The following is a 13,248-nucleotide window of genomic DNA, read 5'->3' as shown; positions in this document are numbered from 1 at the left end:
AAATTATTGGTCCGTTTTATCCTGGCTAAATAATGCTTCAATAAAGTCATTGGAGTTAAAAGTACGCAAATCATCAATTTGCTCACCGACACCAATATGACGAATAGGAATAGAAAACTTATCGGCAATCGCAAAAATCACCCCACCTTTGGCGGTACCATCTAATTTACTGATGGTAATCCCCGTCACGCCAACCGCCTCTTTAAACAACTGTGCTTGGCTAATAGCATTCTGGCCAGTGCTGGCATCTAACGTTAGCATGACTTCATGGGGCGAATCTGGGTCGAGTTTTTTCATCACTCGCACGACCTTCTTCAACTCTTCCATTAAGTGACTTTTGTTTTGCAAACGTCCTGCTGTATCAGCAATTAATACGTCTACTTTACGTGCTTTAGCGGCTTGCAAGGCATCAAATATGACTGAAGCACTGTCTGCGCCAGTATGTTGGGCCACGACCGGAATATTATTGCGTTGTCCCCACACTTGTAACTGCTCAACGGCTGCTGCGCGGAAGGTATCGCCGGCAGCTAACATGACAGATTTACCTTGGCTTTGGTACTGTTTAGCCAGTTTACCAATCGTGGTGGTTTTACCCACACCATTGACGCCAATCATAAGAATGACAAATGGGCCATTGGCGTTATCGGGAACTAAAGGAATAGCTACCGGATCGAGCATTTTTTGCATTTCTTCACGCATTAAATCATAAAGCGCTTCAGCATCTTTAAGCTGCTTACGAGATGCATGCTCGGTCAGGCTTTTAATTAATTTATTGGTGGTTTCAACACCCACATCAGCGATTAACAATTGCTCTTCGAGTTCTTCAAATAACTCTTCATTAATTTTTTTACCGCGGAATAAGCCAATGAAGCCAGAACCAATATTCTCACTGGTGCGCATTAAGCCACGTTTTAAGCGGGCAAACATACCCTCTTTTTGTGGTTTAGCTTGCGGTTCATCTTGTTGTGCTAACTCAATAGACTCTATTGGTGCTTGTTGCTCGGCAGCCTGTTGTTCTGCTAATTGTTGTTCTGCTAATTGTTGTTCTGCTAATTGTTGTTCTGCTAATTGCTGTTCGACTAGTTCTGCAGCTAAGGCTTCAGTTGCTAACGTTTCTGCTGCAGTACGCTCAGCATCGACACGGGCTTGTTCTGCTCGTTCATTGTCGACACGCTCTTGCTCAAGACGCTTATTTTCTAGATGAAGCTGTTCCAGACGCAGTTGTTCAACACGTTCGGCTTCTAAGCGTTCAGTTTCTAAACGCTGAGTCTCTTGTGCTTGCTTTTGTTGCTCAGCCTGCTCAGCAGCTAGCTTTTCTGCAGCAATAAGCTCAGCATCGATACGGGCTTGTTCTACTCGTTCACTGTCGACACGCTCTTGCTCAAGACGCTTATTTTCTAGATCAAGCTGTTCAAGACGAAGTTGTTCAATACGTTCGGCTTCTAAGCGTTCAGTTTCTAAACGCTGAGTCTCTTGTGCTTGCTTTTGTTGCTCTGCCTGCTCAACGGCTAGCTTTTCTGAAGTTAAAACATCAGCAGCTAACTTATCCGCGGCAATACGCCCAGTGTCGATATGCGCTTGTTCTGCGCGTTCGCTTTCGAGACGTTCTTGCTCAAAACGCTCAACGTCTAGACGCGCTGTTGCTTCAGTTTGCTTTTGCAGCTCAGCTTGTTGGGTTTGGTCAGCAGACTCTGTTGCAACTTCATTTTCCGCATCAATATCGAGTTGTTGCTGTTCTTCAACTTCAGGGACGGGCTTATCTTTACGAAACCAGGAAAAAAAACCTTTCTTTGCCATGTTTGCTACCAGTATTTATATGCTTAAAAATTCAGTTGAAGCCGTTTGTTGCATCTCTAACCAGTAAAATGATGAATACTCACATTTAATCACAAGTTTGATATAAAATAACGGCGGTTCAGATTGTGGCATAGTCTACCACTTTCTATTTTCTTTGTTCAGGCAAAATCACGAGGGTGAGATGGCTAAAAAAAATACCAGCAGCGGTCAGGTGCGGATTATTTCAGGTCAATGGCGATCTCGTAAGCTACCGATCCATGATCTTGAAGGTTTACGCCCAACAACTGATCGCGTCCGCGAGACCTTATTTAATTGGCTTGCCAACGATATCCGTGGTGCCAGAGTACTCGATTGCTTTGCCGGCAGCGGTGCTTTATGCCTTGAAGCTTTATCCCGTTATGCCAGTTTTGCGACCATAATTGAACTGCAAAAAAATGCTGCTCATCAGCTGAAACAAAACCTTGCCACCCTGCAATGTCAAAATGCACAGGTTATTAATGCCGACAGTTTACAAGTGCTTGCTAAAGGCACACCCAGTGGTTTTGATATTGTGTTTATCGATCCACCGTTTCGTAAAGATTTAGTAAACAAAACCATTGAGTTATTGATGCAACATCAATGGTTAAACCCCAATGCACAAATTTATCTCGAAACCGAATCAGAATTAACCTCAGTCAATGTGCCAGCAACCTGGGTTGCCTTAAAAGAAAAAAAGGCAGGTCAAGTATGTTATCGACTGTACCAATATCAGCCGAACAATACCGAATTATCGGCCGATTAAGTTAATGCCTATATCAATACACGATATTATACTAATTGGTAAAACGGCCACTTTGTCGATGTGGTGTTTGGTGGCTTACGGCTTGTTTATTTTCAGCCCTGATGTATCGCTGTTTATTAATACGTTTGCCTTTATCACCGCGGCAATGCACATGCTATTTGTGCTACTCACACGCTTAAAAAATTTCCGAAACTGTATACCTGCGGCACATTATCGGGCGATTTTGCTGTGGGGAGTATTTGCACTATTTGAGCAACATCATTCACAGTACGCTAGCCCGCTTGTTAACCGCAGCAACAAATAATAAAAATGACGATTATCTGAGACATTGACATAAAAAAACCTCGTTATCTAACGAGGTTTTTTAGTTAATAACATCGGCACATTACTTTTTAGGGTAAGGATGCGCGACACCTTTATGACAATCGACACAGGTCTTTCTGTCTTCTGGTGCTTTTTTAAAGTTCATACTGTGCATTCTTACGGCCATTTTCTTCATCGTATCTGGCTGATCTTCATAAATACGAGTGTGGCAATGCCGACAGTTAGCCGAATCATTACCGCGGAAGTATTCTAATGCTAAATCAGCTTGTTCTTTACGGTTTTCATCTAACCATTCTTGCGTCATAAAGCCATCAATGGTCATCAAGCCAATAATGTCTTTAGAAACAATGATTTTTTTAACTAAATAATCAAATGGGCCATGTGGTAAGTGACAATCTTGACATTGTACTGTGACACCTGCTCTACCACCACCATGGGCTGACGCCATAACCTCTTCTCTTAACGAGTGGTCGCGGTGACATGTCATACAAAAAGCATCGCTACTTGTTGCATGTAAAGTTTGTTGTGTTGCGAAATAACCTACGACACCCACAATTACACCAACCACAATAAGGGCAATAATCGAGTACTTCGCGCTTGGTTTAAATAGTGCACGCCAGTTCATTGTTCAATCTCCGTAATAGCAAAAAAGGAATTTCTAATATTTATAAGTCTAGTTTAGGATTATTCGAAATTATAAAATTGATTTTAGTCGCCATTTTGAGAATTGTTTATCTAAAATATGTCTAAAATGCGAGCTAGATCTCGACTTTTGCACATGCCGTACCGAAATAATGATCAATTACTGGATCAGGTCAACGAAGTGGCCAATAAAGATAACGTTGAGTAAAAGAGTGAACTTGTCAGTGTCCAAATTTGTTTTTGATTTTAAATTTGATTTTAAATTTGATTTTAAATTTGATTTTGAATTTAAGTATTTGCCTTCACCCTTCACTAGTGGCTAACAACACTGAAGAGCAAAAATTAACAACAGCGGTGGTAGATAAATGCAGGAGATAACATTTATCTCCTGCCAGATATTAGTGAAACAATTACTCACTGCCCGCTAATTGATTCGGCGTTAGCGCTGACGACTAATGTTGAGTGTGATGCGACTCCATTGCAGGCATCGCATTGTTAGCCACTAATTGCATGCTAGTGATGCTATTAGTGCTAGTAATGCTATTGGCGTCCGTTGACAGATCTTCTTTAACTTCACGATTAACATAAATTGCTGCAAACTATGAGTCACTTAACAGATAATGGTATCTCGATGGTCATTTATAGCTTGATTTACTAGCCTAAAACACTTTCTAACTAAACCAATAATAAAAATAATAAGGTTAATTTGAATGCATAAAACCGCAAGAACACTCCATAAATGGTTGATGCTGTTTCTCGGGCTACAGTTTGTGATTTGGTCAGTAACTGGAACATATATGGTGTTTATGCATATTGACTATATTCATGGGGATTCGCTCATCAGTAACCCCCAAACAAAAATCAATCCCGATAAAATGCAGTATTCATTGGCAAAACTGTTACAAACTTATCCTGAAGCAGAGCAAATAAGTGTCGGTAAACTGATGCAACAAGACGTATACCGCTTCTCTATCCCGACCATAAATACGACCATAAAATCGACTCAGCAAGTACTGCTAAATGCTCAAACAGGTGAACGTTTATCGCCACTTAATCAAACGGCAGCCATAGCATTAGCGCAATATTATTACCTTGGTAATGAGCCCATTACCAAGGTAAGTTTACTGACCGATAACCCACCTTTTGAACTCAGTGCTCGTCACTTACCGGCGTGGCGAATTAATTTCGACCACTTTTCCGCACCATCACTTTATATCTCAGCTGACAGTGGATTATTAGTAGGCAAGCGCCATGCATTTTGGCGTTTATTCGACTGGGTGTTTCGCTTTCATGTGATGGATTATGGCGATGCTGAAGAAATCGATAACCAATTATTATTCTGGATCGCGTTGTTCTCAACTTTAGCTACCGTTAGCGGGTTAATATTAATGTATTTCAGGGTATTACGTCGTACTAAAAACAAACGCAAACCTATGTTCAGCAAGCGTAAACACAGTGGGGTTGCTTAATGTTTTGGGTCAGAAAACTGCATAAATGGGCATCAGTCATTGTAGGGGTTCAGTTACTCCTTTGGTTAATCAGCGGGCTGTATTTTAATCTTATGGATCACAATAAAGCCCAAGGACTTACCCACCTTAACGACACTCACACTGAAGTGGTAATAGAGACTCATCGTTTGCGTGAACCTAGTACTATTCTGGCCGCCTTTAAACCTAGCGTATCGCTTAACATCATTACTTTATTAGATAAACCTTACTACCTATTAACCCATGAAAAAGGCTTATACAATCATCTTAACAATGACTACACCTTGGTTGATGCTTATGACGGTAACCAAGTAATAATTAGTACCACAATGGCGCAACGGTTGGCCAAAGCATCTTACTCTGGAGAGGCTGTAATAAGTTCAACTCTCTTACTCACTCCGCCATTGGACGACTTTCCAAAACAGCGCAATGACACTTGGCAGATAAACTTTGCTGATAACATTGGCACCAGTGTTTATATTGAAGCACAGTCGGGTCGACTCGTCGGCCACAGTGATGAACATACACGTTTAGCCGATATATTTTTTATGCTGCACTTTATGGATTACACCAGTGAAGGCAGCTTTAATAACATCCCTATCAAGATTTTTGCGTTTATAACGTTATGGTTAACCTTTAGTGGATTGATTTGGGTGATTGATATGCTTAAGCGCAACAGGTATCGGCCCAAACTAAAGCGCAAATAATGGCGATTTAAACGTAAGTTGACCCTAAATTAATGAAATGGAATGTGTATCACACGATACTGATCATAAAAGCGTTATCATCATTTTCAGATTAATAAATTTAATCTGTTATTACTTGAAAGATTTTTACTTAAGTAAAGGTCTGTTAAGCTAACCCCTAATAAACGACTTGGTTAAGGCTAAATGAGAGCAAAGCAGTCAAACTATTGGATCATCGTAATCACTTTGTTCGCACTTGTCGGACAGGGGTTGCTGACTAATGACAGTTTGATGGTGCCGATGGCCCATGCAGAAATGGCTCAAACAATGTCCGCTCAAACCGATAAAACAACCAACACCACATCAGCCATGTCACACAAGGCAATGAAGAACTGCCACGATGATATGCAAAATGCCGTCAATGATGTGGGTGAACCTATTGCCACAAAGTTACCGCAAAACAGCTGTTGTAATGGTTCCGGATTTTGCAGCTTGGATTGTAACCACTGTTTAACTATTTCGTTTACCGCCAACCTAATTGATATTCCATTGGCAACGACCAATATTCCCGTTTACTCTGCACCGCTTGCGATGGTTGTTAACCATGTGTCAATCGCTTTCCCTCCCGCGTTCCGCCCTCCTATCGCTTAATTCAATTGATCATTCTTGTGCGTTGAGCACATTCAATATTATTGTTTTTTAGCGTTTATCATCATGCCGGTTATCAGTATTGTCATGATGAATATCGAGGTTATTATGAAAAAATTGCCATTTTTTAATGTGCTATTAAGTGCATTCGTTGGGGTCATCATCCCCGCAGCTCTGACATCAACGGTTGCTTATGGCGCAGAGCACGATCATGCCCAGCATCAGTCGCAAGCCAGTAAAACCTATACCTGCCCGATGCACCCTGAAGTGATCAGCGATAAAGAGGGAACCTGTCCCGTCTGTAATATGTTTCTCGTCGTCAAAGATGAGCAACAAGAGTCCAGTGCTGGCGACACTCAACATCCAATGGCTAACATGCATGGCGCTATTCAAAAAGAACCAAGCCTAGCAGACAAGTTTAATTGATCATTCTTGTGTGTTGAGCACATTCAACATTATTGTTTTTAGCGTTTATCATCATGGCAATCGTCAGTATTGTCATGATGAATATCGAGGTTGTTATGAAAAAATTCCCACTTTCTAGTGTGCTATTAGGCGCGTTTGTTGGGGTAATGATCCCCGCGGCTTTCACATCACCTGTCGCTTATGGCGCAGAGCACGATCATGCCCAGCATCAGTCACAAGCCAGTAAAACCTATACTTGCCCGATGCACCCTGAAGTGATCAGTGATAAAGAGGGAACCTGTCCCATCTGTAATATGTTTCTTGTCGTCAAAGAGGAGGAAGAAGAGTCCACCGTTGACGGCACTCAAGATCCAATGGCAAACATGCAAAGTGCGACTCCTGTAAAACAAAGCCAAGCAGATAAGGTGTTTAGCCAACCTAAACCTACATTAGTGCCGACAGCAAATCAGAGCGATAGCACCAATGTAAAATATGTCTGTCCAATGCATCCACATGTAGTGTCCGATGCTCCTGGTACCTGCCCTATTTGCGGGATGAACCTAGAGAAAGTCACCGTTACCGATGCAAGCCAAGAAATTGTTGTCGGTGTTTCTGGCGGGATGCAACAAGCTTTGGGTATGCGAAGCCATGTAGTTGAAAAAACCAGTTTGTCGCGCCAAGTGAATACCATAGGCACAGTGCAATATAATGAAAATGCGATTGGCCATGTGCATACACGCGCAACCGGATGGATCGAAACGCTCACGGTACATAACGTGGGACAACAGATAAAAAAGGGCCAACTTTTATATGAGCTTTACTCGCCCGAACTCGTCAATGCCCAAGACGACTATTCCCAAGCTCAAGACTACCTTTTGCAAGATAAAAAACGAGGTAGCAGTTTATTACTTAAAGCACGTAAACGCTTAGAGTTGCTTGGCGTCGATACCTCGATAATTGATCGTTTAGAAAAAACCGGTGAAACCATTTTTAAAGTGCCTTTTTATGCCCCACAAGATGGCTTTATCAGTAAGCTAACCGTGCGTGATGGCATGTATATTCAGCCTGGAGATACCTTGTTTGAAATCGTTAATTTAGACAGTGTATGGGTCATTGCTGATGTATTTGAAAATGAACAAAGCTGGCTACAACAAGGCCGTAAAGTCAGTGTTAGCGCGGCAGCACAAGGGCTGTTTGATATTGACTCGACAATTGACTATATCTACCCAGAATTAGACCCTGTCACCCGAGCGATGCGGGTGCGGATCAAGCTTAACAATCATAACGACAAACTCAGGCCTGGCAGTTTAGTGGATGTGACCTTATTTGGCCTGCCTAAGAATAATGTGCTCACGGTACCAACTGAAGCACTGATCCTTACCGGACGTGAAAACCGCGTGGTGGTGCAACGCAGTGATACCAGCTTTGCTTCCGTGCCAGTCAAAATTGGTATGATGGCAGACGGCAGAGCCGAAATTTTAGAGGGCTTGAATGAACATGAAAAAGTGGTTATTTCAGGTCAGTTCTTATTAGATTCAGAAGCCAGTATTCAAGGCAGTTTACAGCGTTTAAGTAATGCTCCAACGACCAAAGAATCAACCACTACCAATGCTCACCAGCACTAAGGAGCACGACAATGTTAGCAAAAATTATCAGTGCTTCAATAAAGCAACGCGTTATGGTGTTGATACTCACGGCCGTTATCGCGTTAGTGGGTTATCAAGCCATGCGCATGACCCCACTGGACGCGCTACCTGATTTATCAGACGTACAAGTTATTGTAAAAACCTCTTACCCAGGCCAGGCACCGCAATTAGTTGAAGACCAAATTACCTATCCATTGTCATCGGCCATGCTGGCCGTGCCAGGAGCCAAAACAGTACGTGGCTTTTCAATGTTTGGTGACTCGTTTGTGTATGTCATTTTTGAAGATGGCACCGATATCTATTGGGCGCGTTCACGGGTGCTTGAATATTTATCGCAAACACAAGACCAACTGCCAGCGGGTGTCACACCCAGTATTGGCCCAGATGCATCGGGAGTGGGTTGGATTTTCCAATATGCCTTAGTCGATCGCAATGGACAGTATGATTTAGCCCAACTGCGTTCATTACAAGATTGGTTTTTAAAACTAGAATTACAAAGTGTTGCCGGAGTATCAGAAGTTGCCACCGTTGGCGGTATGGAACAAACATATCAAGTGGTCGTCGACCCACATAAGCTAGCACTGTATAAAATCGACTTAATGACCATTAAAAACGCCTTAGATAATTCCAATAGCTCGACAGGCGGCTCGGTGATTGAAATGGCCGAAGCAGAATACATGATCACTTCAAGTGGTTATCGCCAAACCATTGCCGACTTTGCTGAAATCCCACTGGGCATTTTATCGGAAACTGGTACGCCGGTATTAATGAAAGACGTTGCCCAACTACGAACCGGCCCAGCGGCGCGTCGTGGTATTGCCGAACTCGATGGTAAAGGCGAAGTTGTCGGCGGTATTGTGGTGATGCGCTATGGTGAAAATGCTCTTGAAACCATTAATAATGTTAAGCAAAAACTCAAAGAGATCAGTAATGGATTACCTGATGGGGTCGAATTAGTCACCACTTATGATCGCTCTGATTTAATCTTACGCTCAGTCGATAACCTTAAGCATAAAGTGCTAGAAGAAATGCTGGTTGTCGGACTTATTTGCCTACTATTTTTACTGCATGCCCGCTCAACGTTAGTCGCGATAATTACCTTACCTATTTCGATTTTAGTCAGCTTTATCGCCATGAATATCATTGGTGTCAATGCCAATATTATGAGCTTAGGCGGCATTGCCATTGCCATAGGAGCGGTGGTTGATGCGTCAATTGTGATGGTCGAAAATACCCATAAACATTTGGAACATTATCGCCAAAAACACGGTAAAGCTCCTGAGGGAGAAGACCATTGGCAACTCGTCAGAGAAGCCTCTATCGAGGTCGGCCCTGCATTATTTTTCAGCTTGTTGATTATCACTTTAAGCTTTACGCCGGTATTTGCCCTTGAAGCGCAAGAAGGGCGTTTATTCCACCCGCTAGCCTTTACCAAAACCTTTGCTATGGCGGCATCTGCCATTTTAGCAATCACCTTAATTCCGGTGTTAATGGGTTATTTTGTCCGCGGAAAAATCCCTGATGAGCGTAAGAACCCCATTAGCCGAGTATTAATTGCCATATACCAACCATTGTTAAAATGGGTACTGCATTTTCCTAAAATCACCATCGGATTAGCCATCATTGTGCTATTCAGTGCTTACTACCCATTAAGCCAAATGGGCTCAGAGTTTATGCCCACCTTAGAAGAAGGTGACCTACTTTATATGCCCACCACGCTACCCAGTGTAAGTGCAGGCAAAGCAGCAGAAATATTGCAACAAACTGACCGACTGATAAAAACAGTACCCGAAGTGAAACGAGTATTTGGCAAAGTGGGCCGGGCCATGACAGCAACAGACCCTGCGCCGCTAACAATGCTAGAAACCACCATAATGCTCAAACCGCCTGGCGAATGGCGTGAAGGCGTAACCTTAGAGAGCATTATTGCTGAACTGCAAAAAACCGTGCGTATACCAGGGATGACCAATGCTTGGGTGCAACCGATTAAAACCCGTATCGATATGCTATCTACCGGCGTGAGAACCCCTGTCGGCATAAAAATATCGGGCGCAAATGTTGAAGAACTACAACGTATTGGTGCAGAAATAGAAGCGGTAGTAAACCAATTACCGGGAACTGAGTCGGCATTTTCACAGCGCAGTAGCGGCGGCCGCTATATTGATATCACACCAGACCTTAAAAATGCTGCACGTTATGGCATGACCTTAAAAGATATCCAAGATGTGGTAAAAATTGCCATTGGCGGCATGACCGTTGGTGAATCAATACAAGGTCAAGAACGCTATCCAATCAATATCCGTTACCCGCGAGAGTTACGTGACAACATCGAGAAGCTCAGAAATTTACCGGTACTGACTAAAACGGGTAAGTACTTACCGTTAAGTTATTTAGCCGAACTGAAAATCACCGATGGTGCCCCCATGCTAGCCAGTGAAAATGGTCGCCTTATCTCGTGGGTGTTTGTCGATCTGAAAGACATTTCTATCGGTGAATATATCGTTGCAGCAGAAAAGGCGCTTAAGCAACAAATTACCCTTCCTCCACGCTACAACTATAGTTTTGCTGGACAATACGAGTATATGCAACGCGTAGACGCCAAAATGAAAATGGTGATCCCATTAATGATCGCGGTGATTTTTATGTTGCTGATGATGACTTTCAATTCAGTAATACAAGCATCGGTGATCATGTTAAGTTTACCTTTCTCATTGGTGGGTAGTGCATGGCTACTTTATGGGCTGGACTTTAATTTTTCAGTTGCCGTATCTGTCGGCATGATTGCCTTAGCTGGGGTTGCCGCAGAGTTTGGCGTGGTGATGCAGGTGTACCTTAATAATAGTATTAAGGCCTATAAAGAAGCCGACAACTACCACAGTAAAGCGGATTTAACGGCTGCATTAGTGGAAGGTGCAGTGATGCGAATTCGCCCTAAAGCCATGACCGTCGCAACCATCTTTTTTGGTTTACTGCCGATCATGTGGGGCAGCGGTACGGGTAATGAAGTGATGCAAAAAATTGCTGCACCTATGGTCGGCGGTATGGTCACGGCGCCGCTACTGTCGCTATTTGTTATCCCAGCAATTTACTTACTCATATACGGCCGCAAGTTGCCCAAGCAATAATTCACTTAAATTTATTTACTTTTTATCTCTATAAATAAAAAATCCCAAACGATTAATCGTTTGGGATTTTTTATGTGCTAATCACAGCGTTATTTACGCTTAAGTGACTCATTAAGTTGGTCGGCTTCATCTTGTTTCTTTTTACGGCAAGCCGCAATATCGTCAGGATGCCCATATTTGCATGGATCGCTGGCTAAAATAGCCCTAGGGACATTCAGTATCATGTAATCTGTGTCATTTTTATTGTCATCTGCATTGCCACTATTACCAATATTGATGATATCGGTACCACGGCATCCCGTGAGTATCACTAAGCTAGATAACAAGCTTAATTGGATTATCCGTTTTTTCATTGTTGTAATATTCCTTGTTTTTGACGCGCAAGCAGCATCATGCGGATAATCCCCCATAGCATAATAATCGCACCGATAATCAACATAATAATAATGATCAAAGGGTTGGCTAACATAGGCAAGAAATCTTGGTCAAACCCTACAAGGATACCGTAGAGCCCAAGACCAAATAATATCGTGCCAGGAAAATCGATCAGTGCCACTAACAACATACTGCGATGAATACTGGCTAATGTGATTTGGGTGTTTTCCGGTGTCATTCACTCATCCTTGGTTAAATACACTAACTCTTACCAATAACTCTTACAATAACTCTTACCAACAACTGATAATAACATTTTACTAACAACTCACTATGACATTACTTAATAATCAAGGTTCAATCGCCACTCTATGTTAAATCGGCACTCTACATTAAACGATACTCTAGCTTCAATCAGCAACACTGCGAATAGAAATAATCAACATTCATTATGTAAAAACATAATTTTCAAATCTATTTATTCTGCAGTAAATAACGCAATAATGGAAAAAACCCCACCTTGTGGATCATTGAGTACAGAAAAACGACCTACGTTAGGAATATCAGTTGCAGGCACACAAACTGAAGCCCCCAAGGTTTGTGCTTTAGTCACTGATAAATCACAGTCATCAACGGCAAAATAGCTCATCCAATGAGCAGGAGTATCGCCCCATTCTGCAGTCATTGCCATCAATCCACCAATGGCTTGTTCCCCCACATACCATTCGGTGTATTCAAAATCAGCTACATCATTAAGCTGAGTTTGATAACCTAATACTCGGCTATAAAACTGTTTCGCCGCAGCGGTATCACGACAAGCAAGCTCAACCCAACACAGGGTATTTGATTCTTGTGATCGCTTAATGCCAATATGGTCTTGACCTTGCCACAATGCAAAACGACAGCCTTCTGGATCTGTGCATAGCGCCATTCGGCCAGCATCTCCGACAGAATGAGGCCCTGCAATAATCTCACCTCCAGCTTGAGTCACAGCCTTAGAGGTAGCATCAACATCATCGACCGCAAAATAAATTGTCCAATGAGTCGGTAAGGCTTCCATTTCTGCTGGCATTGGGTACATTGCCGCAATGTCATCACCATCGATTTGCAGCATAGTATAATGCCCTTCTGGCATAGGCATATCATCTGCTCCCCAGCCAAATAGCGCCTGATAAAATGCTTTACCTGCCGCCCAATCATGAGTTGCTAATTCAATCCAGCAAGGCTGTCCTTGTTGATACTGTTGTACCTTCATTATCCTAATCCTTTATAAAATAGTTGCCTTGATATAGCCAACATGAAACTTGTCTCATAAGTTAAGTCGATATCAGC

The 13,248-nt window shown here is 42.5% G+C and carries 13 protein-coding genes; 8 read left to right on the top strand and 5 right to left on the bottom strand.

Going from position 1 to position 13,248, the window contains the following annotated elements; translation table 11 throughout:
- Positions 1-3 precede the first annotated feature (3 nt).
- A complete protein-coding gene (ftsY, locus tag AAEY98_RS04550) occupies positions 4-1,797 on the bottom strand; it encodes a signal recognition particle-docking protein FtsY (protein WP_351015242.1) in 1,794 nt (597 codons plus the stop codon).
- Between the two features lie 181 nt (positions 1,798-1,978).
- Here ftsY and rsmD point away from each other — a divergent pair, with 181 nt between their 5' ends.
- A complete protein-coding gene (gene rsmD / locus AAEY98_RS04545) occupies positions 1,979-2,578 on the top strand; it encodes a 16S rRNA (guanine(966)-N(2))-methyltransferase RsmD (RefSeq protein ID WP_351008612.1) in 600 nt (199 codons plus the stop codon).
- Positions 2,579-2,582: 4 nt separating this feature from the next.
- Complete coding sequence (locus tag AAEY98_RS04540; protein ID WP_351015239.1) at positions 2,583-2,882, top strand: DUF1145 domain-containing protein; 300 nt, start codon at positions 2,583-2,585, stop codon at positions 2,880-2,882.
- 81 nt (positions 2,883-2,963) lie between these two features.
- Here the strand turns inward: AAEY98_RS04540 and AAEY98_RS04535 are convergent, their stop codons facing one another.
- Complete coding sequence (locus AAEY98_RS04535) at positions 2,964-3,527, bottom strand: NapC/NirT family cytochrome c (RefSeq protein WP_101084896.1); 564 nt, start codon at positions 3,525-3,527, stop codon at positions 2,964-2,966.
- A 727-nt stretch (positions 3,528-4,254) separates the two neighbouring features.
- On the opposite strand from AAEY98_RS04535, the gene AAEY98_RS04530 reads away from it, so the two are divergent.
- From AAEY98_RS04530 to AAEY98_RS04505, 6 genes are all read left to right on the top strand, one after another.
- Positions 4,255-5,013 (top strand): PepSY domain-containing protein, encoded by a 759-nt coding sequence (locus AAEY98_RS04530; protein ID WP_351015236.1) that lies wholly within the window; start codon positions 4,255-4,257, stop codon positions 5,011-5,013.
- The gene (locus AAEY98_RS04525; protein WP_351015233.1) at positions 5,013-5,738 is read left to right on the top strand and encodes a PepSY-associated transmembrane domain-containing protein; all 726 of its coding nucleotides are present in this window, start codon (positions 5,013-5,015) and stop codon (positions 5,736-5,738) included. The genes AAEY98_RS04530 and AAEY98_RS04525 overlap by 1 nt, the downstream gene beginning before the upstream one ends.
- A 183-nt stretch (positions 5,739-5,921) precedes the next feature.
- Positions 5,922-6,368, top strand: a complete 447-nt coding sequence (locus AAEY98_RS04520; RefSeq protein WP_351015230.1) for a CopL family metal-binding regulatory protein — start codon at positions 5,922-5,924, stop codon at positions 6,366-6,368.
- Positions 6,369-6,473: 105 nt separating this feature from the next.
- On the top strand, positions 6,474-6,791 hold the full coding sequence (locus AAEY98_RS04515; RefSeq protein WP_502959632.1) for a heavy metal-binding domain-containing protein: 318 nt from the start codon (positions 6,474-6,476) through the stop codon (positions 6,789-6,791).
- Between the two features lie 95 nt (positions 6,792-6,886).
- Positions 6,887-8,395 carry an efflux RND transporter periplasmic adaptor subunit gene (locus AAEY98_RS04510; RefSeq protein ID WP_351015227.1) on the top strand — a complete coding sequence of 503 codons (1,509 nt, stop codon included), beginning with the start codon at positions 6,887-6,889 and terminating at the stop codon, positions 8,393-8,395.
- 11 nt (positions 8,396-8,406) lie between these two features.
- Positions 8,407-11,541 (top strand): efflux RND transporter permease subunit, encoded by a 3,135-nt coding sequence (locus AAEY98_RS04505; protein WP_350977361.1) that lies wholly within the window; start codon positions 8,407-8,409, stop codon positions 11,539-11,541.
- Between the two features lie 89 nt (positions 11,542-11,630).
- On the opposite strand, the gene AAEY98_RS04500 is transcribed toward AAEY98_RS04505, so the two are convergent.
- The 3 genes from AAEY98_RS04500 to AAEY98_RS04490 all read right to left on the bottom strand — a co-directional run bounded on the left by AAEY98_RS04500 (position 11,631) and on the right by AAEY98_RS04490 (position 13,171).
- Positions 11,631-11,894 (bottom strand): hypothetical protein, encoded by a 264-nt coding sequence (locus tag AAEY98_RS04500; protein ID WP_059745864.1) that lies wholly within the window; start codon positions 11,892-11,894, stop codon positions 11,631-11,633.
- On the bottom strand, positions 11,891-12,154 hold the full coding sequence (locus tag AAEY98_RS04495; protein ID WP_101084891.1) for a hypothetical protein: 264 nt from the start codon (positions 12,152-12,154) through the stop codon (positions 11,891-11,893). The genes AAEY98_RS04500 and AAEY98_RS04495 overlap by 4 nt, the downstream gene beginning before the upstream one ends.
- 240 nt (positions 12,155-12,394) lie before the next feature.
- Complete coding sequence (locus AAEY98_RS04490; protein ID WP_351015224.1) at positions 12,395-13,171, bottom strand: VOC family protein; 777 nt, start codon at positions 13,169-13,171, stop codon at positions 12,395-12,397.
- Positions 13,172-13,248 lie beyond the last annotated feature (77 nt).

It is taken from the genome of Shewanella sp. AC91-MNA-CIBAN-0169 (assembly GCF_040310165.1).
Taxonomy (GTDB): Bacteria; Pseudomonadota; Gammaproteobacteria; order Enterobacterales; family Shewanellaceae; genus Shewanella.
Note: the sequence above shows the minus strand (reverse complement) of the source record. Positions and strands in the feature narration are given on the sequence as shown.

Coding starts and splice junctions, on each gene's coding strand:
- ftsY (WP_351015242.1), bottom strand. CDS start 1,797: ATGGCAAAGAAAGGTTTTTTTTCCTGGTTTCGTAAAGATAAGCCCGTC.
- rsmD (WP_351008612.1), top strand. CDS start 1,979: ATGGCTAAAAAAAATACCAGCAGCGGTCAGGTGCGGATTATTTCAGGT.
- AAEY98_RS04540 (WP_351015239.1), top strand. CDS start 2,583: ATGCCTATATCAATACACGATATTATACTAATTGGTAAAACGGCCACT.
- AAEY98_RS04535 (WP_101084896.1), bottom strand. CDS start 3,527: ATGAACTGGCGTGCACTATTTAAACCAAGCGCGAAGTACTCGATTATT.
- AAEY98_RS04530 (WP_351015236.1), top strand. CDS start 4,255: ATGCATAAAACCGCAAGAACACTCCATAAATGGTTGATGCTGTTTCTC.
- AAEY98_RS04525 (WP_351015233.1), top strand. CDS start 5,013: ATGTTTTGGGTCAGAAAACTGCATAAATGGGCATCAGTCATTGTAGGG.
- AAEY98_RS04520 (WP_351015230.1), top strand. CDS start 5,922: ATGAGAGCAAAGCAGTCAAACTATTGGATCATCGTAATCACTTTGTTC.
- AAEY98_RS04515 (WP_502959632.1), top strand. CDS start 6,474: ATGAAAAAATTGCCATTTTTTAATGTGCTATTAAGTGCATTCGTTGGG.
- AAEY98_RS04510 (WP_351015227.1), top strand. CDS start 6,887: ATGAAAAAATTCCCACTTTCTAGTGTGCTATTAGGCGCGTTTGTTGGG.
- AAEY98_RS04505 (WP_350977361.1), top strand. CDS start 8,407: ATGTTAGCAAAAATTATCAGTGCTTCAATAAAGCAACGCGTTATGGTG.
- AAEY98_RS04500 (WP_059745864.1), bottom strand. CDS start 11,894: ATGAAAAAACGGATAATCCAATTAAGCTTGTTATCTAGCTTAGTGATA.
- AAEY98_RS04495 (WP_101084891.1), bottom strand. CDS start 12,154: ATGACACCGGAAAACACCCAAATCACATTAGCCAGTATTCATCGCAGT.
- AAEY98_RS04490 (WP_351015224.1), bottom strand. CDS start 13,171: ATGAAGGTACAACAGTATCAACAAGGACAGCCTTGCTGGATTGAATTA.